At 43.3% G+C, this 26,681-nt stretch carries 24 protein-coding genes; 10 read left to right on the top strand and 14 right to left on the bottom strand.

The window, feature by feature from the left end:
* Positions 1 to 48 precede the first annotated feature (48 nt).
* Together QE422_RS13705 and QE422_RS13700 are read left to right on the top strand one after the other, a co-directional pair.
* Positions 49 to 1,002, top strand: coding sequence for a C-type lectin domain-containing protein (locus QE422_RS13705; protein ID WP_307459393.1), 954 nt, complete (start codon positions 49 to 51; stop codon positions 1,000 to 1,002).
* A 17-nt stretch (positions 1,003 to 1,019) separates the two neighbouring features.
* The gene (locus QE422_RS13700; RefSeq protein WP_307459389.1) at positions 1,020 to 1,982 is read left to right on the top strand and encodes a hypothetical protein; all 963 of its coding nucleotides are present in this window, start codon (positions 1,020 to 1,022) and stop codon (positions 1,980 to 1,982) included.
* Between the two features lie 174 nt (positions 1,983 to 2,156).
* Here QE422_RS13700 and QE422_RS13695 read toward each other — a convergent pair whose 3' ends face one another.
* The 3 genes from QE422_RS13695 to QE422_RS13685 all read right to left on the bottom strand — a co-directional run bounded on the left by QE422_RS13695 (position 2,157) and on the right by QE422_RS13685 (position 4,808).
* Complete coding sequence (locus QE422_RS13695) at positions 2,157 to 3,077, bottom strand: AraC family transcriptional regulator (protein WP_307459387.1); 921 nt, start codon at positions 3,075 to 3,077, stop codon at positions 2,157 to 2,159.
* Between the two features lie 357 nt (positions 3,078 to 3,434).
* The gene (locus tag QE422_RS13690) at positions 3,435 to 4,208 is read right to left on the bottom strand and encodes an SDR family NAD(P)-dependent oxidoreductase (RefSeq protein ID WP_307459385.1); all 774 of its coding nucleotides are present in this window, start codon (positions 4,206 to 4,208) and stop codon (positions 3,435 to 3,437) included.
* 222 nt (positions 4,209 to 4,430) lie between these two features.
* Positions 4,431 to 4,808, bottom strand: coding sequence for a helix-turn-helix domain-containing protein (locus tag QE422_RS13685; protein WP_307459384.1), 378 nt, complete (start codon positions 4,806 to 4,808; stop codon positions 4,431 to 4,433).
* 107 nt (positions 4,809 to 4,915) lie between these two features.
* Between QE422_RS13685 and QE422_RS13680 the strand changes: the two genes are divergently transcribed.
* Positions 4,916 to 5,857, top strand: coding sequence for an alpha/beta fold hydrolase (locus tag QE422_RS13680; protein WP_307459381.1), 942 nt, complete (start codon positions 4,916 to 4,918; stop codon positions 5,855 to 5,857).
* Positions 5,858 to 6,085: 228 nt separating this feature from the next.
* Entirely contained in the window at positions 6,086 to 6,457 is a 372-nt protein-coding gene (locus QE422_RS13675) for a VOC family protein (RefSeq protein WP_307459378.1), read from the top strand.
* 29 nt (positions 6,458 to 6,486) lie between these two features.
* Here the strand turns inward: QE422_RS13675 and QE422_RS13670 are convergent, their stop codons facing one another.
* Both QE422_RS13670 and QE422_RS13665 read right to left on the bottom strand, forming a co-directional pair.
* Positions 6,487 to 7,158 (bottom strand): hypothetical protein, encoded by a 672-nt coding sequence (locus QE422_RS13670; RefSeq protein ID WP_307459377.1) that lies wholly within the window; start codon positions 7,156 to 7,158, stop codon positions 6,487 to 6,489.
* A 64-nt stretch (positions 7,159 to 7,222) separates the two neighbouring features.
* Positions 7,223 to 7,810, bottom strand: coding sequence for a Crp/Fnr family transcriptional regulator (locus QE422_RS13665; protein WP_307459374.1), 588 nt, complete (start codon positions 7,808 to 7,810; stop codon positions 7,223 to 7,225).
* Between the two features lie 451 nt (positions 7,811 to 8,261).
* Between QE422_RS13665 and QE422_RS13660 the strand changes: the two genes are divergently transcribed.
* Positions 8,262 to 9,590, top strand: a complete 1,329-nt coding sequence (locus QE422_RS13660; protein WP_307459372.1) for a Gfo/Idh/MocA family protein — start codon at positions 8,262 to 8,264, stop codon at positions 9,588 to 9,590.
* Positions 9,591 to 9,710: 120 nt separating this feature from the next.
* On the opposite strand, the gene QE422_RS13655 is transcribed toward QE422_RS13660, so the two are convergent.
* The gene (locus QE422_RS13655; RefSeq protein WP_307459369.1) at positions 9,711 to 10,871 is read right to left on the bottom strand and encodes an NAD(P)/FAD-dependent oxidoreductase; all 1,161 of its coding nucleotides are present in this window, start codon (positions 10,869 to 10,871) and stop codon (positions 9,711 to 9,713) included.
* A 22-nt stretch (positions 10,872 to 10,893) separates the two neighbouring features.
* On the bottom strand, positions 10,894 to 11,643 hold the full coding sequence (locus QE422_RS13650; RefSeq protein ID WP_307459366.1) for an AraC family transcriptional regulator: 750 nt from the start codon (positions 11,641 to 11,643) through the stop codon (positions 10,894 to 10,896).
* Positions 11,644 to 11,942: 299 nt separating this feature from the next.
* On the opposite strand from QE422_RS13650, the gene QE422_RS13645 reads away from it, so the two are divergent.
* Genes QE422_RS13645 through QE422_RS13635 form a run of 3 tightly spaced genes read left to right on the top strand, consistent with a single transcriptional unit; the run spans position 11,943 to position 16,856 of the window.
* On the top strand, positions 11,943 to 13,397 hold the full coding sequence (locus QE422_RS13645; protein ID WP_307459363.1) for a tellurite resistance TerB C-terminal domain-containing protein: 1,455 nt from the start codon (positions 11,943 to 11,945) through the stop codon (positions 13,395 to 13,397).
* Complete coding sequence (locus QE422_RS13640) at positions 13,387 to 14,703, top strand: ATP-binding protein (RefSeq protein ID WP_307459360.1); 1,317 nt, start codon at positions 13,387 to 13,389, stop codon at positions 14,701 to 14,703. Before QE422_RS13645 ends, QE422_RS13640 begins: the two co-directional genes overlap by 11 nt.
* Positions 14,700 to 16,856, top strand: a complete 2,157-nt coding sequence (locus QE422_RS13635) for a DEAD/DEAH box helicase (RefSeq protein ID WP_307459357.1) — start codon at positions 14,700 to 14,702, stop codon at positions 16,854 to 16,856. The genes QE422_RS13640 and QE422_RS13635 overlap by 4 nt, the downstream gene beginning before the upstream one ends.
* Before the next feature lie 16 nt (positions 16,857 to 16,872).
* Here QE422_RS13635 and QE422_RS13630 read toward each other — a convergent pair whose 3' ends face one another.
* Both QE422_RS13630 and QE422_RS13625 read right to left on the bottom strand, forming a co-directional pair.
* Entirely contained in the window at positions 16,873 to 17,376 is a 504-nt protein-coding gene (locus QE422_RS13630) for a nuclear transport factor 2 family protein (RefSeq protein ID WP_307459354.1), read from the bottom strand.
* Between the two features lie 128 nt (positions 17,377 to 17,504).
* Positions 17,505 to 18,644, bottom strand: a complete 1,140-nt coding sequence (locus tag QE422_RS13625; RefSeq protein ID WP_307459353.1) for an acyltransferase — start codon at positions 18,642 to 18,644, stop codon at positions 17,505 to 17,507.
* Between the two features lie 183 nt (positions 18,645 to 18,827).
* Between QE422_RS13625 and QE422_RS13620 the strand changes: the two genes are divergently transcribed.
* Complete coding sequence (locus tag QE422_RS13620) at positions 18,828 to 19,892, top strand: sensor histidine kinase (RefSeq protein ID WP_307459350.1); 1,065 nt, start codon at positions 18,828 to 18,830, stop codon at positions 19,890 to 19,892.
* On the top strand, positions 19,885 to 20,574 hold the full coding sequence (locus QE422_RS13615) for a LytTR family DNA-binding domain-containing protein (protein WP_307459347.1): 690 nt from the start codon (positions 19,885 to 19,887) through the stop codon (positions 20,572 to 20,574). The genes QE422_RS13620 and QE422_RS13615 overlap by 8 nt, the downstream gene beginning before the upstream one ends.
* Before the next feature lie 109 nt (positions 20,575 to 20,683).
* Here QE422_RS13615 and QE422_RS13610 read toward each other — a convergent pair whose 3' ends face one another.
* The 5 genes from QE422_RS13610 to QE422_RS13590 form a co-directional block, all read right to left on the bottom strand.
* Positions 20,684 to 22,135 (bottom strand): hypothetical protein, encoded by a 1,452-nt coding sequence (locus tag QE422_RS13610; protein WP_307459345.1) that lies wholly within the window; start codon positions 22,133 to 22,135, stop codon positions 20,684 to 20,686.
* A 15-nt stretch (positions 22,136 to 22,150) separates the two neighbouring features.
* Positions 22,151 to 23,458 carry a hypothetical protein gene (locus QE422_RS13605; protein ID WP_307459343.1) on the bottom strand — a complete coding sequence of 436 codons (1,308 nt, stop codon included), beginning with the start codon at positions 23,456 to 23,458 and terminating at the stop codon, positions 22,151 to 22,153.
* 45 nt (positions 23,459 to 23,503) lie between these two features.
* On the bottom strand, positions 23,504 to 23,836 hold the full coding sequence (locus QE422_RS13600) for a DUF4870 domain-containing protein (protein WP_307459340.1): 333 nt from the start codon (positions 23,834 to 23,836) through the stop codon (positions 23,504 to 23,506).
* A 114-nt stretch (positions 23,837 to 23,950) separates the two neighbouring features.
* Positions 23,951 to 24,694, bottom strand: a complete 744-nt coding sequence (locus tag QE422_RS13595) for a LytTR family DNA-binding domain-containing protein (RefSeq protein WP_307459337.1) — start codon at positions 24,692 to 24,694, stop codon at positions 23,951 to 23,953.
* Between the two features lie 3 nt (positions 24,695 to 24,697).
* Positions 24,698 to 26,638: a sensor histidine kinase gene (locus QE422_RS13590; protein WP_307459335.1), complete on the bottom strand. Its 1,941-nt coding sequence runs from the start codon at positions 26,636 to 26,638 to the stop codon at positions 24,698 to 24,700.
* Between the last annotated feature and the right edge of the window lie 43 nt (positions 26,639 to 26,681).

Here is a 26,681-nt window from a genome sequence, read left to right as displayed (position 1 = left end):
TTGTATTTTTTACATATTTTTGGGGAAAAATTTGACAAAATTCTTATAATGAAAAGAAATTTACTTCTGGCAGCTTTACTGTCTGCTTCGTTCGCTTACGCCCAAGTAGGGATAAATACAGTTACCCCGAGAGCCACATTGGATGTCGCCCCAAAAAACACAGATGGCACTACTGCTGAAGGAGTAATCGCTCCGAGGCTTACCGGAAACCAGCTTTCGGCTGCGGATTCCAAATATACGGCAGCCCATACGGGGGTGATTGTATATGCTACTTCAGCACCGTCAACATCTACAACCAAAACAGCAAACGTTACTGCTCCAGGTTATTACTATTTTGACGGAAGCATATGGCGTGGAATGGGTGCACAGAGTACCACGACCACGTTGAGCATCAGTTCTGCTATCGACCCTAACATTTTAGGCTATGTGCCGAGCAACACTGCTACGGCAAACGGTAATGCTCCTACGACACTTACCGTTAATGGAGTTACAGCGACACGCACCGGGATCACCAGCTACAACGGGCACAGTTATGCAGCTTATTCTGCATCTGCAACAGGGATCACCTGGTATGATGCGTACAATGCCTGCAAAAACATGGGCGGTTACCTGGCGACTTTTACAACCGATGAAGAATGGAAAAAAGTGGAAACCGATCTTCTGAGTGCAGCTGCATTTGATACCCAGCAGGCATGGATCGGTTTTGCCAAGTTTTCGTGGTTTGCAGGAGTGGCATTGACTCCGGACCCTGAAGAAAAATGGATTACCGGGGAACAGCCGTTACATGATTACAGTGCGGGCGGTACAAGCGCCGTAAGAAAATCCAATTGGTTCAACGCCGGGGAGCCCAACAATTCCGGCGGGACAGAAGGATTTGTTATTACCCTGCCGAAAAACAGCGGTACAAAAACATACGGCGGCTATACGTCTACCCACACATGGAATGATGTGGTAGCCAATACAGGATCGACCACCGGATTTATCGTAGAATTTCAACAATAAACACGGCTGAAGTTACAATGAAAAAATCTTTTTTATTAGCGGCATTTCTAGGCTGTAGCATTTCTGCTCTTGCACAAATGGGTATATCGACCAATGCGACCATCACTACACTTCAGGTAGATCCTATTAAAACCGACGGTACTACTTCTGAAGGTATAGGAATGCCACGTCTCACCGGCGATCAGATTAAAAATTCAGGATCAAAATATGGTGCAGCACAAACCGGTGCTATTGTTTATGCGACGTCTATTCCTACTGCTGCGGATACGAAAACAGCTAACATTACCTCTGCAGGATGTTATTATTTTGACGGCAGCATCTGGAGAAGTATGGGTGCTGTGACCAATACTACCGTTATCAGTTATTCTACCTCAGTGGATTCCAACATTCTGGGATATGTTCCCAGTAAGACGGCTACTGCATCTTCGGCTCCCGCCAGTCTTACCATCGGAAGTGGTACATATACAAAACAGGGTGCTGCAACGTTTACGGTAAATGGACATACCTATGCCGCTTATTCAGGAAGCGCAATAATCAGCTGGTTTGATGCCTATACTGCCGCAAAAAATATGGGAGGCTACCTGGCTACGTTCACTACCGATAATGAATGGATGTATGTGGAACAAAATCTTCTGACCAACAATACGGTTTTCGATACCCAAAGGACATGGATCGGCTTTGTGAAATTTTCCTGGGATGCCGGAGCAGCCCTTACGCCTGATCCGGAAGAGAAATGGATCACAGGGGAACAGCCTCTTCACGATTACAGCGCCGGCGGTTTATCAGCTGTCCGAAAAATAAACTGGTTTTATACAAATGAACCTAATAACTCGAATTCCGGTGAAGGATTTGTACACGCCTACGGAAAAAACGATAATGTTGTTTTAACAAAAAACGGCTATACCTCTACCCATCCTTGGAATGACTTGCCCGCTAGTAACGTTAGCGTCAACGGTTTTATCGTAGAATTTCAACAGTAAAAAGAACTTTAACAAGAAGGCGACCTCCGAAAGTAGGTCGCCTTTTTATTATTTCTAATCAGATCTGAGATTTATACGAGTATCAATGTACAATTGTTTATTTTCCCAATAATATGTCAGGATTTACGTTATAAATTTCCCCAAACGAATAATCCTTGTTACGGATAATTAATATCAATCGTAAGAAGCACGAAACTCCAGCGGCGAAAGTCCCGTCCGAAGCCTGAACATCTTACTGAAAGACTGCGGATGCTCAAATCCCAATTCATAGGCGATTTCAGCAACTGTGAGATCGGTGCCGGTCAGTTTTTCCTTTGCTTTTTCAATAATCTTGCTGCGGATGTATTGCTGGGCGTTCTGGCCGATCAGATCTCGCAGCATATCACTTAAATAACCGGGAGAGATGTTGAGCTGATCCGAAAGATATTGAACGGTGGGAAGTCCCAGCCGAAGGTTTTCCTGACGCCGAATATAGTCGTCGAGGATGGCCTCTGTTTTCTGGAGAATGTCATTGCTGGCATTCTTTCTGGTAATAAACTGCCGCTTATAAAACCTGTTTACATAGCTTAGCATCAGCTCGATCTGGGCAATGACCACTTCCTGGCTGAATTCATCCACACGGCTGTTGAGTTCCTGTTCCATGATTTTATAAACGGAAAGGATCATTTCCCTTTCAACCTCCGAAAGATGCAGCGCCTCATTGGAGGCATAAGAAAAGTAGCCGTACTGTTTTATTTTCCGGGCAATAGGATGACCAAGCAGGAAAGCGGGATGAATCAGCAGAATATAGCAATAGGTTTCGCTGTTATACTCAGTGCTTCCCACCAGCTGGTTCGGCGCCAGAAACAGCATGCTTCCTTCATCATAATCGTAATAATTCCGGCCGTACTTCAGCCTGCCTTTATTCCTGGTGATAAAAGTGATCTTGTAAAAGTCCAGTACATCGTAGATCGGTGCCATCGCCGTATTAAACGGATTATCCTGATTAAAATGCACAAGGCTGATCAACGGATGCTGCGGAGCGGGCAGTCCGAACGCCTGATGACTTTCCGATATCGATATAAAGCGGACCAGCTTATCCTCTTTGGCTTTCATTTTTTAAATGTATAAAAATTTAACGGTCGGCTTAAGATAAAGGCACTTTTAAATTTACCTTAACACGAAGTCTTCTCTGATTATTTTTGAAATCCCGCGACATTCTCTGTGACACTGAAGTTTTCAGACAAAGTTTTTATTTCTTTATGCAAAATATAAGGAAGCAAGGCAAAGATCGGCAGGCTGATCTGATGAAGCACAAGGATTTTTGTAATGCTTCATCAGCTGCTTTGCTGTCTTACTTTGATTCCTTAAAAGTATATGGAACCACTATTAGACTTGGCGTCAGTAATAGCCCTTGTTAGTCACTTTCAGTCTATTTTCGAAATCCCAGTCAAAACTTGAGAAGATGAATGATTACCAGGGAAGAATGTTGTTTTCACCGCTGAAATTGGCCGGGCCGGTAAAACTTCCGGTCGGAAGATCCTCTGCCAATGCCACCCGGATCGGTTCCTTTGAACCCTCTTCCACGGAATCCGTTCCCTGGAAGTTGTTGAGTGCCGTTGCCGTAAAGCCCGGACTTACCATATGAACTGTGATGCCGGTGTCTGCCAGATCGATCGCCAGCGACAGGAAGATCCCGTTGAGCGCAGTTTTTGAAGCGCCATATGCCGCATCGAAATTGGAACGGTACGGGTAATCCGGATTGGCATTGATCGTCAGTGATCCCAAGGCACTGGAAACCGTTACGATCCTCGCTTTTGAAGCTTTTTGCAATAAGGGCAGGCAGGCCTGGGTCAGGGCAAGAGTCCCGAAAACATTGGTCTCCCAAACTGTTTTCAGCTCTTCAATCGGTACAATACTGGCGCGTTGTGAGCCTAATACTTCTTCCATCGTACGGCCCGGAACACCGGCATGGGAAACGGCTGCGTTGTTAACCAGAAGGGTCAGATATCCGGTTTCATCCTCAATGGTTTTAACTGCTGTTCTGATCGATTCCTTGTCGGTAATATCCAATTGGACCGCGATAGCCGATGCACCCAGCTGTTCAACCGCTGCCTGGCCTTTTTGCAGGTCGCGTGAACCTGCATAGACGGTATAGCCACTTTCTACAAGGGCTTTAGCAATCTGAAAGCCTACTCCGGTATTTGCACCCGATACCAGGGCGACTTTATTTTCATTTGTCTGCATAATCTTAAGTGATTTAATTGATACAGCAAAGATGCACATTTAAAGGCGCATCAATATAACCCAATCGAGACTATTTGAAGCCGAATTGAGGATGATGTATTTTTTTGTCAGTTTTTTAATGGTTTTATTTTTAAGAAATGCTCAGTTCATAAAATAGAGCAGGAGTTAAGCAGAGTCCGATTAAATAAATTGCACAGGAACAAAATGTAAGATAAAGACGTGTTACTTACGATCAGTTTTTTGCATTTCCTTAATGATATGTTCCCGATGCTGTTTTCCCCAGGCAGCCATGGCATCGATTACCGGCTTCACCGAATAGCCGTATTCCGTAAGCTCATATTCTACTGCCTTGGCATCATCCTCACCCAACGTCCGTCTTACGATCCCGTTCTGCACCAGTTCCTGTAACTCTTTAGTCAGCATCTTTGAACCAATTCCGTCCAGTGTGTTCCGGAGTTCGGTAAAGCGTTTTTTACTGAAGGAGAGACTGCCGATAATCACCACTTTCCATTTTCCGGACAGCACATATTGGGTATCGCTGATTGCCCGCAAGTGCGGGATACAGTCTGCCGGCTGGTGATGGGACCTGTCTTTTTTCATATCGGACTGATGAATTAGAATAACAAAGATAAAGGTTTCCTGGAGGGAACCGATCTCCGGAACCGTGTTTTTAATAAATACCTTTGTTGAAGAAAAAGAAATAAATAATGCAACAATCGATTCACAGCACCTACGAACCTATTACCGGCAAAACTTCACCGGTGATAACGCTAAGTCCAATTACCCTTTCTTCTGTCGGCAGACCGCTGCCGTTACAAGTTAAAATATCCGCACCGGTAATGGGCAATGATTTGCCGGTCATTATATTTTCCCACGGTTTCGGAAATTCTATGGACGGATATGCTCCTCTGGTGCATTATTGGGCTTCGCACGGTTTTGTGATCATTCAGGCCACTTACCTCGACTCAAAAAGGCTAGGCAACTTTGATGAACTTCCTTACAAAGATGAGATCTGGCGGCTCAGGATCCATGACGTTAAAGAGATTCTGGATCAGCTGCAATATATTGAAAATACTTTTGAAAGCCTTAAAGGCCGTATGGCAAAGGACCGGATTGCGGCAGTGGGGCATTCTTTCGGCGGGCATACGACAAGCATGCTGCTGGGCGCCCGGACGCTTATAACGGATGGTTTTGAGACCGACTTTTATGATGCTAGAATCAAGGTTGGCATATTGTTATCTGCAGGAGGAAGAGGAGGCGATGCCCTCAGTGCTTTTGCAAAAGAACATCTGCCTTATCTGAACCAGGATTATAGCAGCATGCGAACGCCGGCCTTAGTGGTGGCGGGAGACAAAGACTATTCTCCGCTCACAACGATGGGTCCGGAATGGTTTACGGATGCCTATTTTTTGAGTCCTGGAGCGCAGGCGCTGGCAACCATTTACAACGGTGAACATACGCTCGGCGGTATTTCCGGAGATTTTGTCACGGAAACGACCGATGAGGATCCTGAAAAAGTTGAAGCGGTACAGCTGGTGACCTTAGCTTATCTTAAAAGTTTCTTTTATCCGGACGATCCGGCGTGGGATTCGGTGTCTGCTTTATTCAGTAGAGGCAGTTCCGGTGTGGCGGTGGTCGAAAACAAGTAGAACATTTCGATGTACAGAGAAAAAGTTCCCTGTCTTTTAAGATCCTGTTGTATATTGAATTCAATTAAAAATTGGATCGTTAAGCTAAATTTTTACTGGGTATAAGGTATTTTGTTGATTAAATTGCGAAAGCTCTTATCTTAAAAGAAATTTTACTGTTACCGTCAAATTAATCTTTGATATTCAGATTCATTACATTTGATGGATCAATATTTTTAATGAAATGAGATGAAGCCAATAAAAGTAAAACGAATCGTTGCCAATATACAGACACCGGACATGGTTGCTGCGGCAGTGTTCTACGGTGAAATCCTAAACCTTCAGGTACTGATGGATCACGGCTGGATCGCCACCTACGGCACTGAAGAAACGATGAACGTCCAGGTAAGTTTTGCTGTGGAAGGCGGGTCCGGGACGGCTGTTCCTGATCTTTCCATAGAAGTAAACGATGTTGATGCGGTGTATAACCGGATGAAAGAGGCTGGTTTTTCTATTGAATATGGACCGGCTGACGAACCCTGGGAGGTCCGACGATTTTATGTCCGTGATCCTTTTGGAAAACTGATCAATATTTTGCAGCATCGCACGGGAACAGAATAATTAAAGCCGCACTGAATAGTAAGAGGTATTCATTGCTGATGTTTTAAACGGTTCTCTTTTCTGATGAGTAAACGGTAAATGGTCAGGCATCCGGGAATCATCGGAAGAATTGCAGTCCACATCCCGGGAAAATAATACTGTTGGGTGGTCCGGAAATAAAAGTTGGGCATCTCCGGAATCCGGGTTCCATCGATGGATGCAGTTACCGGATGCGGATCGTGAGGGAGAAGATCGGGAGCAATCAGCGGAAAGATGAAATGCGTAAATTCGGCAACGCCGGGACCGATAAAGATGAACCAGGCTACAAAGCCGGCAATTGGAATCTTATAATAGAGTCCGAGCGAAGTGAGGGTGTAAATCACCGGACCGATAAGCGCAAATACCATCAGAAAGCTTTTTTCACTCCACGGAATCCCGAAAAGCCTGCTCATAGCCGGAGCAAATCCCATCAGGTATTCCTCAACAATATGAATCTGTAGGCCCGCGACCGTAAGGATAAAAAGCGGAAGAATGATTCTAGGATGTACCGGATTTCTTAAATATGTGAAAGACCAACAGAACAGCCCGACCAAAGCCGAGCCTCCGACAATAACAACAGGGGCAAGTCCTATGGATAAATACCCCATGACCGGAGCAACAATCGTAAAAAGACAGGCTGCAAGAAAGCTTAATTTCTGAGATAATGACAATGGATTTTTCATAACGGATAGATTTGATCCGAAGGTACATCGGTTGCATCAGCCGGCATTTATCAAATGATAAAAACTATTTCATTGCCCTGATTCTGCTTAGAGACACTTGGGTAATGCCCAGGTAAGAAGCCAGATCGGCCAGGCTGATCCGTTGCAGTAATGATCCGTATTCTTTCAAAAACCTATTATACGCAATCTGGGCCTTTTCTTCCAGCGTACCGCCGATCCGGTTCATCATATTCACCGCAGCCAGGGCGAGCAGTTTCCGGTAAAAGGTTTCTACGGAATGGTATTTTCCGCAAAGCATTTCCAGTTCATCATGATTGAGGCAGGTAATCACCGTGTCTTCCAGGGCCTGCACGGAGTAGGAGGAAGGCTGCTGAAGCACAAAACTGTCGAGAACGGTAAATAGATGGCCTTCAGGAAAAAAGCGCATGATAAATTCACGGGTATCCGTATAAAAGAAGGTTTTTACTAAACCACGGTCTATAAAATAAATCCGGTTACAGACTGTGCCGGTTTCCAGGATCAGCTCACCTTTCCGGTATTGCTTTGCATAAAGTTTTGATGCCAGCATCTCTCTGGCTTCACTTTCAAGAGGCGAAAGAGAAGAAACAAAACCTATAAAATCCGTTGCACCGGAAAACTGGTTGCTGATCATGACAACAAGTTAGGAAAACCGGAGCATAGATGCACACCATTCTGTGTTTTTCTTTATTTATCTGAAATGTAATAATGAAATATAGCCTGAACTATGAATTAATTATAATTACTGCGGAATAATTTTACTTTAAAAAAATATATTTCAATGAATTAATTTCATAAAGCTGTACTAATAAATTGATTTTTAAAGCTAAAATATCTTCATTACTTAATGATAAAATTTAGACGGACTTCCAGTAGATCTTCAGTTAAATTTACAATAAGTCAATTGAAATTCTCTGAAATTCTTTAGCGAAAATTAATGATTTAAAACCTGGAAGCTGTTATGGCTCCATGAAAATTACATTGGCATTTTTATTGAATCTCTGACAGTGGTCGTAGGGACTGCATCTTTTTACGGCTTTTCTTTTTTAATACAAAACACACCAATCAATCACAAAATAAATCTTATGGAATCCTCAGATCATCCTGTAAAACCCCATCTTTCCCGGAAAGAATTTTTAAACCTCACCGGCAGGTCTTTGGCCGGAGCAGCAGGCACTTTGGCTTTAGGAGCCGTTGTCTCTGCTAACGTTTATGGCCAGGACCGCAAACAGGCTGTTTCTCCGCCGGCAAAAATTCCTGCTGATGTGGAAGAGCCGATCGTCTTGGAGCAATGGAAATCGGATGCAGACCAACAGTCGGCACCGACGCCGACTCCATTGCCACCCGACAGAAGAATAGGATATGCAGTTGTGGGTCTTGGTCATCTTGCGCTTGAAGAAATACTACCGGCGTTGGCCGGCTGTAAAAAATCGAAACTGTCTGCATTGGTAAGCGGCAGTCCCGAAAAACTGAAGAAAGTCGCTGCCCAGTATGGAATAGCTCCTGAAAACTGTTACAGCTATCAGACTTATGACCAGATCAAAAATAACAAAGAGGTCGATGTCATCTACATTGTCTTACCGAATGGGCTTCATAAAGAATATGTCATTCGTGGAGCAAAGGCCGGCAAACATATCCTGTGCGAGAAACCTTTGGCCAATACTTCGGAAGAGTGCAGGGAAATGATTTCCGAGTGCAGCAAGGCAGGAGTAAAACTGATGGTTGCTTACCGGATCCATTACCAGCCGCATAACCGCAAGGTGAGGGAAATATTGCAGAAAAAAGAATTCGGTATAGCCAAATTTGTGGAAGCCCATAACTCGCAGAGTACGGCCAATGTGAACCATTGGCGGCACAAGAAATCATTGGCCGGTGGAGGGGCGCTGCCGGACATCGGGCTGTATTGCCTAAATACGACACGGTTTATCCTTGGCGAAGAACCGGTTGAGGTTTTTGCATATCAATACAGCACACCCGGAAATCCCTTATTTAAAGAAATTGAAGAACTGGTAAGCTGGCAGATGCGTTTTCCGAGTGGCATTATCGCCAACTGTGCTACCGATTACGACGTACATGAAAGCAGACGGTACAGGGTAAACTGCAAAACCGGCTGGATGAACATTGACCAGGCGTATGCCTATAAAGGACAGAAGCTTACCACCTCAAGAGCCGACGGGATGATGAAGCGTGCTGAAGAAATCAGCCTTGCGGAAAACAACCAGTTTGCAGCAGAAATGGATCATTTTTCAGACTGTATCATAAACAATAAAAAGCCGTTTACCCCTGGAGAAGAAGGTCTCCAGGACCATATCATCATGGAAGCGATTTATCAGTCGGCGAAGGAAGGAAAGCCCGTTAAAATCAACGGTATTGCTGCCGTTAACAACTGGAAAGGGCCGGAGCCGGAAGTTTAATGAGGTAAAAAATAAACATGATAATGGCTGTAAGAGCCATTCAGAAAGGGCACCGATTTATATTAACCGGTGCCCTTATTATTGGGTATTTATCAAAATAGAAAAGTCCATATTTATTTTCTACAATCCGCTGAAAAAACGGGTCATGTCCGACAAAGCATTTTCACTGTGCATTTTTTCTCCGTTTTTTAACGATTCTTTAGCCGCATCGGAAGCTCTTTTCCGCATTATGTTTTCGTAAGTTGAAATGGCATCTGGCATCGAAAGATAACGGTCACTTGTCAGATTCTCGCTCAGTTCCAGGGCATCGAGCATGGCCATGTTGACTCCCTCTCCTGCAAAAGGCGGCATAACGTGCGCTGCATCACCGATAATGGTGGCATTGGAAAGTGCTTCCCAATCCTGATCCAACGGCATACAGTAAATCGGCCTCGGGATAAACGGAAGAGAAGTATTTTCAAATAACGAATACCAGGTGTCGCTCCATCCTTTATATTCGTTTTTAAACCATTCCAATACCTGCCGGTTGTCAGAAAAATCAATTTGGCTTTCGGTGATCCAGTGCTCTCCGGTCTTAAAGCTTGCATAAAATCCGATTTCTCCATTCGCTTTCTGTCCCATCAGGATGGCTTTTTCGTCATTAAAGGCCATTAATTTACCGCCACGCAGCAAATCGGTAATTTCCGGAACGCGCTTGTCCGCTTCATAAATATTGCCTTCAAGCATTGTAACACCTGAGTAAAATGCATTAATCCCGGTAATGGAAGGCCTGATTTTCGAACGGGCTCCATCAGCACCGATAACAAGATCGGCATATACTTCCGGACGATCTTTAAAATGCAGCAGCCAGCCTTCGCCCTGTGGTTCCATAGACAGGAAATGGCTGTCCCAGACTACTGTTCCGGGATGAAGGGAATCCAGTAAAATCGTTCGTAAGGTACCGCGGTCTATTTCGGGGCGGAAGTATTCATGCCCGAAATCTTCATTTTTATCGGTCTCATGATCAGTAAAAACCACCTGTGCCAGCCGGTCTGTGATCGTTGTGCGGTCAGCTCCCGGCATGTAGCTGTTTTTAAATACATCCAGCAGTCCGGCTTTCCGTATGGCAGCCAGCCCCGAATTTTCGTGAAGATCGAGTGGGGAACCCTGTACTCTTGCTTCCCTGCTAAAATCCCTTTCATAGACTGTAACGTCAACTCCTTTCATCTGTAAAAGCCTGGCCAGCGTAAGCCCGCCCGGACCGCCGCCTATGATCGCCACCTGTTTATTTTCTAGTATCATCTTTTAAATTTAGACGACAAAATTACTTTTCGCCATAAACTAAAAATTGTAAAAATCGGCCGTTTTCGTTTTTATGCAGCTCTTTTGGGGAAACACCCGAAAATTTTGTGATTTCTTTAATAAAGTGGGACTGGTCAGTAAAATTTAGTTGCGGATAGAGGTTGCCGTTCTTAATGTCAGACAGAGAAGCCTGGAACCGGAGGATCTTGCAATAGCTTTTCAGCGGAAGCCCAAACTGCTGATTGAAATAGCGGTTGATCTGGCGCTGGCTCCATGAAATTTTTTCAGAGATTTCAGCAATGGAAATTTCTCCGTTTGAAGCGAAAATCAGTTCGAATAATCGGCGTTTCCGTACATCCACGTTCTCAGGCAGTAGCGATTTTATTTTTTCAGTCATTTTCTGGCAGAATCCTTCAAAATCATTCAGGTCCTCAGCCTGGAATCCCCAGAAATCATCAGGCATCAGCATGCCGCTGTTGATCAGTCCCGCCATTGGAAATCCGAAAATATATTCGGTGGCCAGCGGGTTGAAGCTTACCGAACAGAAATCAGAAAATTCCTGGTCCGGATATTTGGGCTGTGTTTCCAGCCCCAGCAAGGCAACCTGGATGCGGTTATCTTTCGTTTTAGAAAAAATAAGGTCTATGCGTCCATTGGGAATCACCACTGCTTCATGCGTATGAGAAAAATGGTGCATCGAAGAAAAGCAACAGACAAAATCCCTGAGCGAATCGTCAGGCTGAATGAGCTTAAAATCTAATGTTGGCTGCATGATCTCAATAAATTTTCCGGTCTGTCCAGTAATGAATGACGGTTGATCAGGCTAAATTACTGAATTTTTATTTGAAGTATAGGTTGAATGAAGACTTGATTAGAGGTTATGAGATAAGCGAAAGAATACGACTTGTTTAATTATATAAATCCTGTTCTATAGCTTGTAATAAGCATATATTTTTTAATTCAACATAAGATGAATTTTTATATCTTAGTATATTGATAATTAAATAACGGTTGAAACACTCATATTTCGGATAAACTTTTTGCAAAGATTTGCAGGAATACTAATAAGCCATGGAGAGAAATACAAATCCGCTCAATGAAGAGCAGTCAGACTTTATTATTGATGTTTCTGATACGGCAGAAATACCGATAATCTACGATGCAGTAGAAGGTAGCAACGCCGAACCGCTTCTACAAAGTCCCGGGAACAGGTATCGAAAAAAGCTTGGATTGAATACGGCCCAGACGGAGCTGGTCGATAAACTGTGGTTCAGCAATAATGTATTTAATGAAATCGATTATTGCAGGGTCCAGATAATCAAACAATTTCTCAGAAGTACCGATTACCTGCAAAAAAACTGTATTCCTGTTAATAAAACCTATCCGACCGTTTTCGATGAAGTTTCGGAAATCATCATCGTGCTGGAATACAATTACCGGAAAGACAGCCTCAATTATCAGTATACCATTGATTCCATTAAATCCGAGATCTTCAACCATATCCTGAAACTCTGTGAAAACAGTGTACGGGAATGCTATGGCATTAAGAGAAAAATCAACACCGATTTCAAATATGCCCATCCCGAAATCATCAATAGGTTCAACAAGAAAATTGTTGCGCCGATCGAGATGTTTCTGGATCAGAACAGGCATTTGATCCTGGATGCCGATTACAGGACGAATCTTATTTTAAACGAAACCAATACCGGCCGGTGGAAAGATAAATTCGAAATCATTACGTCAGATTACACCAACGCCGTTTCATTTGAGAGAGAGATTGCAAGGTTGGCTGAAGTCAATATAAAGAATCCTTCTTTGGATACCATCTACCTGGAAGCATCGAAATTCATCAGTGCCTACGACAGAAATGCTTCCCTAAGGCTATACCTGCATTACCTGGATAAAGATCTGGAAACAAAAAGGTTCGACCGGAAGCATCTTACCAAAAGTATTCAGAAGAACCTGTTTTCCAATTCGGAACAGTTTGCACGGTTTGAAGAAATCGTCAATGAATTTGTTCTCAACAGGGATTTTCCAGAGGCAGTCAAGAAACTGGACAGCATTTATCTTCCCAAGCGGAAAAGGATCGTGATAGACCGGAATGTCATCGACCGTGTGCAGCAGCTGGATTCACAGACTTCAAAGATCCTTGGGGAACTGCTGGCTGATGAGGAAGAACAGCCTCAAGCACAGTCAGCCGGACTGAATACCGCAAATAATACCGACCTCGAATTTAAAGTCGTTGATACGGAAGACCCGGATCAAACCGCTAAATACCTTCCGGACCTCAACCTGAATGATACGCAGATGGATCTTCTCGATTATTTCGAAAAAAACAGCCTGACAGTCTTACAATCCGACCTGGAAGCGTACATGCGCTCGCAGCAGCTATTTATGAACGCAGCCATAGAGTCGGTCAACGACCAGCTTTTTGATACACTGGACGACATCCTTATTGAAGAGGAGGATGATTATTTAACCATAAACCCTGAATATTATAAAAAACTATTAAACAATGATCAATAACATTAAACCGAAAGAAGCAACCTCCATCATCAATTCCCTTACAGGCGGAGTAGTTCCGAAAATAGGGGTACAGCATATCGCGGTGGGCCGCTCTGAAGAAGTGCATGCCGCCATCAACGCTCTGGAAGAAGTGAAAAACGGCCTTAGCATTGCCAAATTCTGGATCGGCGATTTCGGAAGCGGAAAGTCGTTCATGCTCCATTTGCTCAACACCGTGGCGATGAAACAGAAATTCGTCGTAGCCAACGCAGATTTTACACCGGATAACCGCTTGTATGCCAATGACGGCAAAAGTGTCATCCTCTATTCAGCCATTATGGATAATATCGCGATACAGACCAAGCCTGAAGGCGGTGCCCTGCCGGTATTGCTGGAAAAATGGATCGAGCAGGTGATCGGCAAAACGGCTGACGAAAACCATATTTCCCTAATCGATATCCGCAAAGAACAATACAGGGACCTGATCCGCAATTCGATCATGAAGACCGTTAATGAAATCACGGAAACGGGCGGCTTCGATTTCGGTTTTGTCATCGTGAAATACTACGAAGGCTACATCAATAATGACGAACTCCTGAGAAGAAACGCATTGAAATGGCTGAAGGGCGAATACACGACAAAGACTGAAGCAAGGCAGGACCTGGGAATCCGCGAAATTATTAATGACGGCAACTATTACGATATGCTTAAAAACTTCTGTAAGCTTTTTGTAAATATGGGCTACAGTGGCTTTATGATTAATCTTGATGAGGCAATTAACCTGTATAAGATATCAACTTCCGCAGCGCGTGAAAAAAACTACGAAAAGATTCTGTCGATCTACAATGATTGTTTTCAGGGGAAAGTTTCAAATCTGTTCATCAATTTTGCCGGTACCAGGGAGTTTCTTGAAAATGAAAGGCGGGGGCTGTTCAGCTACCAGGCCCTGAAATCAAGGCTGGAAAGCAATAAATTCGAAAGCCAGGGGATCAGGGATTATGCGCAGCCGGTAATTAAACTGCATCCGCTGGACCACAATGAAATTTTTGTCCTGCTGAAAAAGCTGAAATTAATTTTTGATTTTAATTATAAAACCGAGCTCAGCATTACCGATGATGAGATTTCAGCATTTATGGAAGAGATGTTCAATAAGCCCGGTGCTGCGGAGTTTCTTACGCCACGGGAAGTAATCAGGGATTTTCTTAATATCCTGAACATCATCCGCCAGAATCCTGAAGTCGATAAAGCACGTCTTTTCGGTGAAATAGAAATTTCGGACGAGAGGCCCAACGATCTTGCCATACTGGACAGCATTGAAGAATTATGAGCGCATTCGGTTTACTGTCAGAGCCCATCCGGAAATACATCCGGGACCAGCGGTGGGAAAGCCTGAGAAAAATCCAGGAAGCCGCCATCCCAAGTATTCTGGGTACGGATCTCAACTATGTTATCATCTCACGAACTGCTTCAGGTAAAACGGAAGCCGCCTTTCTTCCCATTCTTTCAAAAGTTAATTTCCGGGAAGAAGGCGTTAAGGTCCTGTATATTTCTCCGCTGATTGCGCTGATCAATGACCAGTTTCTGCGGGTGGAAAAGCTTTGTGAGCACCTGGATGTAAAAGTAACGAAATGGCATGGCGAAGCATCAAAAGCCCAAAAAGACCACCTGGTAAAAAATCCCCAGGGCGTAGTCCTGATTACGCCGGAATCTCTGGAAGCCATGTTCGTCAATAAGCCTTATCATGTCCGCCACCTTTTTGCTTCTCTGGATTATGTGGTGATCGACGAAATTCATTCGTTTCTCGGTTCAGATCGCGGGGTACAGCTTAAATCACTGTTAAGCCGCCTTCAGGAAGTCAACCGCAGCCGGTTCAGCATCGTGGGACTTTCGGCTACCGTAAGTGATGCCAACTTATATGCTGAACTAAAGGAGTTTTTGGGAAACGCAGGAAATACAAAGATTATCCGTGATAATACCCCAAAACCGATCAATGCCATTTTCAGGTATTTTCATGATGATAAGGAAGAGCTGCCGCTCAATCTGCTGAAAGATCTTTATATCCGGACCAGGGATTCCAAAGTACTGGTATTTCCCAATGCAAGAGGTAGGGTAGAAGAGGTTGCGGTAAAGCTCAAAAAGATTTCGGAAAGAGTGGGCGGCCATCAGAACTACTTTTCCCATCATTCGTCCGTAGATAAAGAAGTGAGAGAATATGTGGAGTTTTTTGCGAAGAATGCCAGCCTGCAGAATTTCTGTATTTCGTGCACCTCAACCCTCGAACTGGGAATTGATATAGGAAATGTGGATGAGGTGGTACAGATTGACGCCACCAACAGCATTGCTTCCCTGATCCAGCGGGTAGGAAGAAGCGGCAGGAGGGAAGGAAAAGCCAGCAATCTGTACCTGTATTCAACCGACCGGTGGAGCCTTCTGCAGTCGCTTGCCTGCTGGCTGCTCTATTCGGAGCAATACATCGAGCCTATTGAGGTAATCGGAAAGCCTTACGATGTGCTGCTTCATCAAATTCTGTCGATGGTGAAAGGAAGTTCAGGATTATATCTTCAGGAGCTTCTCGGTAAAATAGCAGGAAATCCTACGTTTAGCCATATAAGCGAAGAAGAGACCAAACAGATCATCGATCATCTTCAGGAAATTGATTTTCTTGAAAAACTGGGTCATGAATATATTCTCGGGGTGGAAGGAGAAAAAGTGGTGAACAGTAAAGATTTTTACAGCGTGTTTCATACGCCTGTTTTCCTTAAAGTTTCCAGCCAGGGAGTGAAAATAGGAGAGCTTCCTTTAAGTCCGCAGATCAGAGAAGATGAGAATATTTATCTTTCTGCAAAAATCTGGAAGATCAAATATGTCGATTTTGAAACCCGGAAGATTGAAGTGGTTCCGGCCAAAGACGGAAAAAAGCCCTTGTTTCTTGGTGATGCCGCAGATACCGCCCACCGCATACGTGAAAAAATGATTGAAATTCTGTATTCCCATGCAGAATACGATTTTCTGGATGAAGAAGGAAGGCTGATCCTTAAAGAAATGCGTAAGGAATTTTCAGTATTTGCCGTTAAAGACCGGGCGTCCGAAAGGCCTTTGCTTTCAGGTAATGGGAATTTGGAATTTTACTCTTTTGCCGGGAGCAAAATTAACAAAACGATCTGCTTCCTGCTCGATTATGCCGAAGTGAATTATAGGCATCACGATAATTCCTCAGTATTTATCTGTGGACATACTGAAACGCAACCATTTGAAAAGCTGATAGCCCTTCATCTTACGGAGGACCAGATCAATGAGAAATTACACGAGGATCTGAAAAGAAATCCTGCTTTGATCAACCTGTCGAAGTGGGGAAGCTACCTGTCTCTGAAATTTCAGGTCGAAATCCTAAAGACCAAATCCTACGATTTTGAAGGATGTTTTAAGTTCCTGGAAAAAATGCAATTTGTTCAGAATATCAATGAAGCAGCTGAAATATAGCTGCTTCATTTTTGTTTTAATATCGAAAAGGTTTAGGGAAAAATTTGGCATTCTCGTAGGAATAGGTAATGCTCACGATTTTCCATTTTCCTTCGGCTTTAATGAGCTGCCAGTATTCGGTTCCCCAATTTTGTAAGATGTTTTCTTCCAGGAATACATATTTAAAGGTGACACTGCCGGTAACGTCATCATTCGTAATCGTAATGTTCCGGAATTTTTCTTCTTTTCTTCCTTTTTCCATAACGTATCTGAAAAAGTTTTTATATGTATCGCTGAAATAATTTTTGGTATTTCCCGGGTCTGCTTCCAGGCGTTTTTGTGGCGATCTGTTTTTAATAATACCGATCATTACCACCGGACCTTCGTGAAACAGCCCGTAAAAAGCCGCTGAATCCTTTTTAACAATACTTTCCTTAAATTGTTGGATCACATTTTCAATTTCCGCTTTTTCTTTTGTAAAATATTGAGCCGTCGCCAGATGCGACAATAGAATGGTGATCAATAAACTAATTGTTTTCATATAAAGACAGGATTTAAATTATGTTCTAAAATGAACTGAAGATTTTTAATTAAATTTAAAATGCCAAATATTGTAGCAATGATCTTTAAGAACATGAGTTGCCTCGTCATTACAAAACGGATGAATTTTTACCTTTTAAATTTCTTCCGGGCAATTTTATACTGTTGATTGTCTAAAATTTTATTTTTAAAAAGCGCCGAAGGTTTTTCAATCACATATCGGTAAAAAAGGCCGCCGCCTAAACAGGCCAGAAAGCAGATGATAAACATGGAACTGCCTGACGCCGGGAATATACTTTGATCTGTAAAAAGTTGTACAAGATGAATGATTCCTTTGTGGGAAAGGTAAATCGAGTAAGAGAGAACGGCTAAATATGAAGTTAAAAAATAACTTTTCCTGCCTAAAAAAGATGAACCGGAAATGGCTCCCATCAGTACGAGCCCATAGCTGATGGCGATCAGGGTAAACCCGAAAACCGAAGCGTCTTCAGAATACTGATCCCGGCAGAAAAATAAAGAAAGTGCAACCGAAAGCAGTCCGATGATCAGGAGCATATTTCCCTTTGCATGAATAAAAGACCTTAACCTCGGGAAATACTGGTGCAAACAACCGATCAGTACCCCTACCGCAAGCCCGTCGAACCGGGTATATGTCGGATAATAAATTTTCATATACCAAACCTTCCAGAAATCCGGGCTGCTGCTGTTCGGAACGGCGTATTCATGCCAGGCGTAATAGCGTAAAGCAAGTGAGGCAATAATCAGAAAAACAGCTCCGGGAATCACAAAACGGATCGATCGGAATTTCCCCAGAAAAAGGAGGAGAAAGGGAAGGATCAGGTAAAACTGTTCTTCAATGCATAAAGACCAGGCATGGGAAAAAGTTCCTTTATCAATAACATTAAGCCCGAAATTCTGCGTGAAGGAAACAAATTTCCAAAAAGCAGGAAGCGCTTCCCGTTCCCTGAATACTGGAAGGCAGAAATATAAAGCCAGTGTAAAAATATACGGCGGGATAATCCGGAAAAACCGTTTGGTAAAAAAGATATTCAGCCTGATCGTCCCATGTTTCCCGGTTTCCTGGAAAAGCTGACTGGAAATTAGAAATCCGCTGATGACGAAAAAGAGATCGACTCCCGTCCAGCCGATCCAGCCTACCGTATCGATCCAGGCAGGATGAGGAAACATCCTGTAATGATAAATGAATACCAATACAATGGCAAGTGCCCGGAGATGATCGAGCCCATTAAATTTGATGGTGTTTTGCATATTTTGTTTTTGCAAAGTTCCGTCAGTGATAGATCATATTTTTTCATCTGCCGCAGACAGCAGTATTTTGATGTTGAAAATCCATTTTCTGCTTTCGTGGACGGAAATATGCCGTCTACATGAATAGAGGTTGCTTTCAACCCCTTTTCCGGCGGAAACCGGTTTTAATCCGTAATTTTGAAGATGATGAATACAGCCCTGAAACTAAAGCTCAGAAAAGAAACCGGATACCAGATCCTCTTCTGGATCGCTTTACTGATGTTCGGGATTGCCAGAAATTATGGCGAGCACGATTATCCCGATTTCAGCGAAGTATTCTATTATGATTTCTGCCACTGGATTTTCCAGATCATCGGGGCCCATTTTATCTATTTTGTGCTCGTCAGGAAATACTTTGATTCCGGAAGGTATTTTCTATTTACGGTCTGCTGTTTAGTCAGCCTGTATATTCTCGGGATCGTAAACCGGATATTTATTATCTATCTGGCAGAGCCCTTTTTCGCAGATTATCCCAGGGAAAGCCTCGCTGAGATTTTTACCGACGTCAAGTATCTGCTGTTCTATTATCTTCTTCCGATTGTATCCGGAACCTTCATTTTCACCGCCATCATGTTTATTCTGCGGTATAAGAATGAGAAGCACAGCCGGCTCCGGCTTCAGAAAGAAAAAGCTGAACTCGAACTAAAAGTCCTGAAATCCCAGCTTAATCCGCATTTTTTATTCAATACATTAAACAATATTTACTCCCTGGCTCTTTCCGATTCAAAAGCGACGGCTCCATCCATCGGCCGCCTGTCCGACATCCTGGATTATGTATTGGGAAAAGGACAATACAAAATAGTGACTGTTGCCGAAGAAATGCAGATCGTCAAAGATTATATTGAGCTTGAAAAACTCCGGTATGACGACCGTCTGAAGGTAACCGTATCGGAAAATATACAATTTCCGGCCTCCGTTCCGCCGTTGGTCTATCTTTCCCTGGTAGAGAATGCTTTTAAGCACGGCGCAGAAAAAACCGGCGGAAAGGTAGAGATTCTTATTTCCCTGGTTACCGATACCGGTTCTGCCGTATTTCTTGTTGAAAACACTTTTTTAGGCAACAGCGCGGAAAATGAAAGGAAAGGAATAGGATTGCAGAACGTCAAGCAACAGCTTGAATTATATTACGCCGACCGTTATTTGCTGGAGGTTGACAAGGACAAAGACCGGTTTTTGGTAAAAATTAAAACCCCTTTGCTTTATGATTAAATGTATTATTATCGACGATGAACCGTTAGCCATCACGCTGCTGGAAAATCATATCTCTAAAATTGAAGAGCTGGAAGTGGTAGCAACCGGTAAAAATGCAATGGAGGCATACCGGATTTTACAGAATCCGCAGGTCGATCTGATGTTTCTTGATATTCAGATGCCGGATCTGAACGGGATTGAATTTCTAAAATCTCTCGATAAAAAACCGGCTACGATCTTCACAACAGCTTACCGCGATTATGCGATCGACGGTTTTGAGCTGGAAGCCGTAGATTATCTGCTGAAACCGATTACCTTCGAACGGTTTTTCAGATCCATACAGCGTATGATGAAAAAAGAGCCTGCCATTCAGCAGCCTGATTTTATGATTTTTAAATCGGAAGGATTCAGTCATAAAATTTTTTTGAAAGACATTCTGTACTTCGAAAGTTTTGGGAATGACCTTAAAGTTTATCTCCGGGATCGGTGCCTTACTGTTTCCAAAATGACGGTTTCCGGCGTGGCATCCGACCTTGTTGACAAAGGTTTTGTCAGAATTCATCGGTCGTTTCTGGTTAATTCATCACATGTTACTTCACTCAACAGCCAGGAAATTCTGGTCGGGAATATTTCTGTTCCTGTAGGCCGGAGTTATAAAGAAGATTTTGAAGCTTTTGCAAGGACGTTTTTAGGGAAATAATTGTATTTCAGACCAATTGTATATATTCAGAAATATACTTATCAAAGCAATGCCCCGTCCGAAGACAGGGCATTGGTGCAGTCGTTAATGACAGGGCAAACCATCCGTATTACCTCATCATACTGATGTTGCCGTTTTTATCGGTTTTAATTACCCAAAAATCGAATCCGCCCTGTTTATTTGTTCCTGCCTGATTCCCTGTATTGAATGAACCTTCTGCCGAAAATCCACCCAGGATAAAACTGTTTGCCGTTTCGGAAATAGTATATAGAAAATCATCATCAGCGCCACCGTATCTTTTCTGCCACTGGATGCTTCCGGAACTGTCGGTTTTCAGTACCCAATAATCATTTCCGCCGTAGCCTGTACTTCCTGCCTGATCTCCCGTATTGGCAGAATTTGCGTCTGCAAAACCTCCGACGATGAAACCATTATCCGATGTCTGTTTTATGGCATAACAAAAGTCTTCGCCGGAACCGCCGTATAATTTCTGCCACTGGATATCTCCGGTGCTGCCGGTCTTTATGATCCAGAAATTCGTACCGTCAGCTCCAGGCGTAACCTGAACTCCACTCAGATCTCCTCCTGATGCCGGCATCAATCCTGGCATCGAGTAACCGGCGATGGCATATCCTCCTTCATTAGTCTGAATAACATCATACATATAATCATTCCATTCTGCTCCGTAAGCCTTTTGCCACTCAACGGTTCCCGCAGCATCGGTTTTGATAACCCAATAGTCAAAATATCCCTTCCATGATAGACCCGACTGGGTGCCATTACTGGCAATATCGGAGTTTCCTCCGATGATGTATCCTCCGTCCTGCGTTTGCTTTACGGAATAAAGGTAGTCTTCGTTGGAACCTCCGTATCTTTTCTGCCACTGGATATTCCCGTTGCCATCGGTTTTCAGCACCCAGTAATCATAACTTCCGTAATTGGTGTTTCCGGTCTGATCTGCTGTGTTTGCCGATGCTTCAACAGAATATCCTCCGATAAAATAACCGCCGTCGGCAGTCTGTACGATACAGTTGGCGCTATTCACAATATCGTCACCCGCTCCGCCATATCTTTTCTGCCACTGGATATTTCCGGCAGCATCGGTTTTAATGATCCAGTAATCGGTTGCTCCTTTTCCCGAAATACCGGCCTGATCTCCTGATAATGCCGAGCCGGCCTCGGATCTTCCCAATAGGATATAGCCGCTGTCAGCAGTTTGAAACACTTTGTACAGCTGATCGTTTCCCGATCCTCCATAACGTTTCTGCCACTGAATATTTCCTGTATTGTCCGTTTTTACGATCCAGTAATCCATTCCGCCTTTGCCTGTGCTTCCGATCTGGTCTCCCGATCCGGCCGATGCCGAAGCAGAGTAGCCTCCCATGATAAATCCTCCGTCTGATGTATTTGAAATGGAATACAGGTAATCCTGATCCGTTCCTCCGTATCTTGCTGTTACCGGATAAAAGGATAGGTGTGGTGTTCCTACCATCTGAGCCTTTATTCCTGTGGTTACTACCGATAACGTCAGGATAAAATATCTTAAAATATACTTTTTCATATGAAATGGAGCCTTTTAAAATCCTGAAATCATATGAACATATACCGTAGTCCCGATCACCATAAAGGTGTACAGGGTTTCCTTATTGGCGATCGTTGCCGTGTTGTGCACGTATTTTACCGTAAAGCCTGAGGCCGTAAAGGAGGAGGTTCCGCTTGTCGTTCCCCGAACACTCAGGGTATAGGTTCCGCCGTCTTTAACGTTGTTTAGGGTAAAGGCTGTAGCGCTTGCCGTTGTATAGGCAAGATTACTTTTTGAGAAATCAATGGTGGCAGAAGCTCCGGCGTTGTAAGCTAATTTGTTGGTAGAGGCACCATCGACTTCCAGTCTGGAGGCCGGGGAAGAGGTTCCTATGCCTACATTTACCGCTACACTTCCTGTACCTCCCAGTACCAGGCTGTTGCTGCTGCTTACTTTCGCTCCGTAACCGATCGCGGTGGCGTTGGTAAGGTTGTTGGAATCTGCGTCTGCACCGGTTCCTATAAAAGTATTGTTACCGCCCGTGGTAATGGTATTCCCAGCCAAGGTTCCCAAAGCAACATTATTGCTTCCTGAAGTATTGCTTTTTCCCGCCTGATATCCCATAAATACATTGTATCCTCCGCTCGTATTGGTATTTCCCGCCCATGTTCCTACAAAAGCATTGGCATCACCGGTGCTGTTGCTTCCGGAATTATAACCCATGAAAACATTGGAGTTCCCTCCGATATTGGAAGTCCCTGAGTACGGTCCGACAAACACATTGGAGCTTCCCACGGTATTGGCGGCACCCGCCTCGTTACCCAAAAAAACGTTCAGATTACCCGTTGTATCGGATTTCCCGGCATTTACTCCAAGGGTAAGATTATCAGAGGACGCGGTCCCGATATAGCCTGCCAAATTGTTGTTGGTTTTAATAACAAACGAATGGGCATCAGTGGTTCCGATGAATTTTGTCCCCAAAGCATTGAGAGCCGTCGCGTCAGTTGCATTGTTTCCAGAGATTCCCCAGGCGGGTATACTCTGCCAGATGGCAAGTCCGGAAGCGTCTGAAGTAAGCACTTTCCCGATGCCTTGTGTGCCGTCGGTAATTTTTAGGGCGCTGCCGCTTGCGGTGTTCAGTTCCAGTCTCGCAGTAGGAGATAGGGTTCCTATTCCCAACCTTCCATCTGCGGTAGCTACAATATCATTGGCCTGCTGGCTGGCATTCGGGGTTCCGGAAATCGGGTTATCTTTCGCTCCGTCGATGTGTAAAATTCCCAAGGGATTGGTGGTGTTGATCCCTACCTGAGAAAAAGCGATAATGGGCAAAGCCATTATCGCCATGGTGTAAAATTTTTTCATTTATATAAATAACAGTTTTGTATAAGAGGGGAGAAGTAAGTCATCTTACTTATGAAGAAATCCGAATTGTCCTTCGAATATTTTTCCGATCAGCGGAATTGGTTTTTTTTCTTCATTGGCCGCATGGACGATACCTATGATCCAGATGATCAGCAGTACGATGCCTATGATATTGATAAAGTAAAGCGACGGAACAATGGAAGTAATCACGGAAAGAAGGATATTAAGTACGATAGAGACGATAAAAAAACCCAGTCCCTGCTCTAAATGATAAGTTACAACATCATTTTTGTGCGTATGGTCCTTACTTTTAAAATAAGCGATAAGCCAGCCGATGATGGTAATATAGGATAGAATTGCCAATGTTTTGTTGCTCATAATCAGTTAATTTTATACAAAAGTAGGGGTGTGCAGGCATGGGCGTGATAAGGACTTGACTTTTAGAACAGACGGATTTGTATTTGTACAGTTGGGGTTGGTATTCGGGAATATTCATTCCGGTTCATTTTTCAGCAGTCTGAAAAAACATTCTCTGTTGGCCCGTGATACAGGAATTGTGCTATTGTCCTGTAGCGTAATCATTCCGTCTTTCGAATAGCTGGTAATAAAATCTACATTAATGAGATGAGACTGGTGCACCCTCATAAAACCCGGAGGCGCCAGGATCTCTTCATAATACTTGAGCGGCTTGGAGACAATAATTTTTTTTTCATTCTCAAGAAAAAATGTCGTGTAGGAGCCGGATGTTTCACAGCGCACAATACTTTTCAGCTTCACCACATGCATGGCTTCCTGGGTCGGAAGTACAATTCTTTCGGGAATATTTCCGGATTCTGCAGAAATGGGTGGCAACGAATCTAAATCTACATATTTCCGTCTGTTGTTTTCAATGCGTTCAATAGTGTTTTTCAGCTCTTCCGGATCGATAGGTTTCAGCAGATAGTCTATGGCATTAAATTTAAAGGCGCGGACCGCATATTCTTCATAAGCTGTGGTAAAAATAAGATGGAAATCTTTGAATTTTATTTTACTTAGGACTTCAAACCCGGTCCCGTTTTTCAGTTTGATATCCAAAAATACGAGGTCAGGTTTCAGCCTGTCGATCAGGGTAACGGCATCCGGCAGTCCTTCCGCGTAACCAATTATCTGGATTTTGCCGGGTACTGCCATGTCCAGCAGCAGGGAAAGAGCTTCTCTCAAATGGTATTCGTCTTCAATAATAACAGCTTTATACATATTTTATAATAAAGGAATGTGAATAGTTACGGTACAGCCGTTTTCTGAACTGGCAGTATAAAAATAGGAAATTGCAGGATCTTTTCTTTTTCCTGAATACAGGGAAAGCCGTTCCTGGGTAATCCGTGTTGCCAGCGGCAGGTGGCTGCTGATTTTCTGATTCTTTTTGGAGGCTTCCAAACCTATCCCATTGTCTTTCACCACGCAGATCAGGATGTTTTCAGATTGCTTTTTAAACGTCAGGGCCAGTTTTCCTTTTCGCTTTTCCAATGGCTTCAGGCCGTGTTCTATGGCATTTTCAACAAGCGGCTGTATGAGCAGCGGAGGGATCTGTTCCTGCATGCCGACCTCTTCTCCAAAAACAAATTCGTAATCGAAAGCATTTTGGAGCCGAAGCTGCTGCAGCTCGATATAAGTTTTCAGGGTTTCGGTTTCTTCCTCCAAAGTAACGGATTCCTGGCGCGAATGATCAAGGATATCCCTTGTAAGTTTTGCAAATTTACTTAAATACATAACGGCTTTCGCTTTATCTCCCTGCAAAATAACGCTTTGGATATTTCCAAGGGCATTGAATATAAAGTGCGGGTCCATCTGAGACCTTAGAAACCTCCTTTCCATTGAAAGCTTTTCCAAAAGGTGTTCCAGGGTATCTTTTTCCAGAAGATCGAGCTTAAGCTGATTGTTGATCTGCTGTTGTTGAAGGTTTTCTGCCTGTTTGCGGTAGTATCTTTTTCGGTAATAAAATGAAATATAAATAAAAATAATGATCAGGAAAAGAATGGCGGAAATCACATAGCCCAACTGTTTATTCTTTTTTTGCAGCCTTGCTTCATTTTCCAATTGCCGTATTCTCAGCATTTTCTTTTCGGACTCAAATTTAATTTCTGCGTTCTGCAGGTTGGACTGCAGGTTTTCATCGTAGTTCAGTTGGTTGTATTTACTGAAAATCTGATCATATCTGTAATAAGAATGATAATCTTTTTGAGCAGCGGCTATTTCTTTCAGAGATTGATGAAAATTTGCATACATCTCATTATCCGTATAGGGAAGACTGTGCTGGTAAGCAATCCCTTCGTTGAACATACGTTTTGCTTTTTCATATTCGCCATTCAGCATAAAATATTGCCCACGCATTCCTAGACTGTTTCCATAAATACTTTTTATGTAATATTTTTTACTGATACTCTCAGCTGTTTCGAGTTCTTTTAGAAACAGTTTTTCGTTCATCTGTCTTACCCTTTGCACATAGAGAGCAGCCAAATTGATATGAGATATCGCAATATTGGTTTTACTTGAAATTTTCGTATAGTTTGATGAGGCAAAGGTGGTCGTCTGTTCCTGAAACTTCACCGCATTTTTCCAAAGTTTATCATTTTTTCTTTGTTTTTCGGTCATTTGGATAAGATAAGAACCATAGGCAAGGCGGGCATAGAGAATACTTTCCAAATCCCGCGACTTTTTTGCGTAGTACAAAGCCTCACGGGCATATTTTTTTATTTTCGCATCCGAGCCTGGTGAAAAAAGGTAAGAAATATCGGAACTAATCTGAGCACACTGTGAATATAAACGAAGTTTTTTGAATAAAGCGTACCCTTTCAGTCTATAATTCAGCGCTTCTGCTTTTTCATCAAAATAAGCCTTAAAGGTACCCATCGCCATATATCCGTAAGCTTTTGCATATTCATCATCAGTCGTAGTGGAAATATCATACGCCTGTTCTGCACATAAACTGAATTTTTTAATATCACGCAGTTTGCGGTAGGTGAAGGACGATAAAGTAAGACAGATCACTTGATCTCGTTTGGATCCCGTAGCTCTTGCCAGGGAAAGGGCATCTGCCAGAAGCTTTTTGCTTTTCACCGTATCCGTAAACCGATAAAAATAGCCCAGGTTCGCCATCTTTTCCGATCGGGAAAAGGAAGCCTGCGCTTTTACGGATAGCATGGGGCAGGTCAACAAAATAATTGTAGATATCGAAAAAAAAAAT

This window comes from Chryseobacterium sp. SORGH_AS_0447, from assembly GCF_030818695.1.
Lineage (GTDB): Bacteria > Bacteroidota > Bacteroidia > Flavobacteriales > Weeksellaceae > Chryseobacterium.
The sequence above is the reverse complement of the archived record's forward strand: the minus strand, read 5'-3'. Positions and strand labels throughout refer to the sequence as shown.

What these genes read in the sequence shown, in the direction of transcription:
- QE422_RS13680 (WP_307459381.1), top strand. Translation starts at nt 4,916, where the DNA reads ATGCAACAATCGATTCACAGCACCTACGAACCTATTACCGGCAAAACT.
- QE422_RS13665 (WP_307459374.1), bottom strand. Translation starts at nt 7,810, where the DNA reads ATGATCAGCAACCAGTTTTCCGGTGCAACGGATTTTATAGGTTTTGTT.
- QE422_RS13695 (WP_307459387.1), bottom strand. Translation starts at nt 3,077, where the DNA reads ATGAAAGCCAAAGAGGATAAGCTGGTCCGCTTTATATCGATATCGGAA.
- QE422_RS13605 (WP_307459343.1), bottom strand. Translation starts at nt 23,458, where the DNA reads ATGAAAAAATTTTACACCATGGCGATAATGGCTTTGCCCATTATCGCT.
- QE422_RS13625 (WP_307459353.1), bottom strand. Translation starts at nt 18,644, where the DNA reads ATGCAAAACACCATCAAATTTAATGGGCTCGATCATCTCCGGGCACTT.
- QE422_RS13590 (WP_307459335.1), bottom strand. Translation starts at nt 26,638, where the DNA reads ATGCTATCCGTAAAAGCGCAGGCTTCCTTTTCCCGATCGGAAAAGATG.
- QE422_RS13670 (WP_307459377.1), bottom strand. Translation starts at nt 7,158, where the DNA reads ATGAAAAATCCATTGTCATTATCTCAGAAATTAAGCTTTCTTGCAGCC.
- QE422_RS13600 (WP_307459340.1), bottom strand. Translation starts at nt 23,836, where the DNA reads ATGAGCAACAAAACATTGGCAATTCTATCCTATATTACCATCATCGGC.
- QE422_RS13660 (WP_307459372.1), top strand. Translation starts at nt 8,262, where the DNA reads ATGGAATCCTCAGATCATCCTGTAAAACCCCATCTTTCCCGGAAAGAA.
- QE422_RS13685 (WP_307459384.1), bottom strand. Translation starts at nt 4,808, where the DNA reads ATGAAAAAAGACAGGTCCCATCACCAGCCGGCAGACTGTATCCCGCAC.
- QE422_RS13645 (WP_307459363.1), top strand. Translation starts at nt 11,943, where the DNA reads ATGGAGAGAAATACAAATCCGCTCAATGAAGAGCAGTCAGACTTTATT.
- QE422_RS13655 (WP_307459369.1), bottom strand. Translation starts at nt 10,871, where the DNA reads ATGATACTAGAAAATAAACAGGTGGCGATCATAGGCGGCGGTCCGGGC.
- QE422_RS13675 (WP_307459378.1), top strand. Translation starts at nt 6,086, where the DNA reads ATGAAGCCAATAAAAGTAAAACGAATCGTTGCCAATATACAGACACCG.
- QE422_RS13690 (WP_307459385.1), bottom strand. Translation starts at nt 4,208, where the DNA reads ATGCAGACAAATGAAAATAAAGTCGCCCTGGTATCGGGTGCAAATACC.
- QE422_RS13640 (WP_307459360.1), top strand. Translation starts at nt 13,387, where the DNA reads ATGATCAATAACATTAAACCGAAAGAAGCAACCTCCATCATCAATTCC.
- QE422_RS13620 (WP_307459350.1), top strand. Translation starts at nt 18,828, where the DNA reads ATGATGAATACAGCCCTGAAACTAAAGCTCAGAAAAGAAACCGGATAC.
- QE422_RS13610 (WP_307459345.1), bottom strand. Translation starts at nt 22,135, where the DNA reads ATGAAAAAGTATATTTTAAGATATTTTATCCTGACGTTATCGGTAGTA.
- QE422_RS13595 (WP_307459337.1), bottom strand. Translation starts at nt 24,694, where the DNA reads ATGTATAAAGCTGTTATTATTGAAGACGAATACCATTTGAGAGAAGCT.
- QE422_RS13650 (WP_307459366.1), bottom strand. Translation starts at nt 11,643, where the DNA reads ATGCAGCCAACATTAGATTTTAAGCTCATTCAGCCTGACGATTCGCTC.
- QE422_RS13635 (WP_307459357.1), top strand. Translation starts at nt 14,700, where the DNA reads ATGAGCGCATTCGGTTTACTGTCAGAGCCCATCCGGAAATACATCCGG.
- QE422_RS13700 (WP_307459389.1), top strand. Translation starts at nt 1,020, where the DNA reads ATGAAAAAATCTTTTTTATTAGCGGCATTTCTAGGCTGTAGCATTTCT.
- QE422_RS13615 (WP_307459347.1), top strand. Translation starts at nt 19,885, where the DNA reads ATGATTAAATGTATTATTATCGACGATGAACCGTTAGCCATCACGCTG.
- QE422_RS13705 (WP_307459393.1), top strand. Translation starts at nt 49, where the DNA reads ATGAAAAGAAATTTACTTCTGGCAGCTTTACTGTCTGCTTCGTTCGCT.
- QE422_RS13630 (WP_307459354.1), bottom strand. Translation starts at nt 17,376, where the DNA reads ATGAAAACAATTAGTTTATTGATCACCATTCTATTGTCGCATCTGGCG.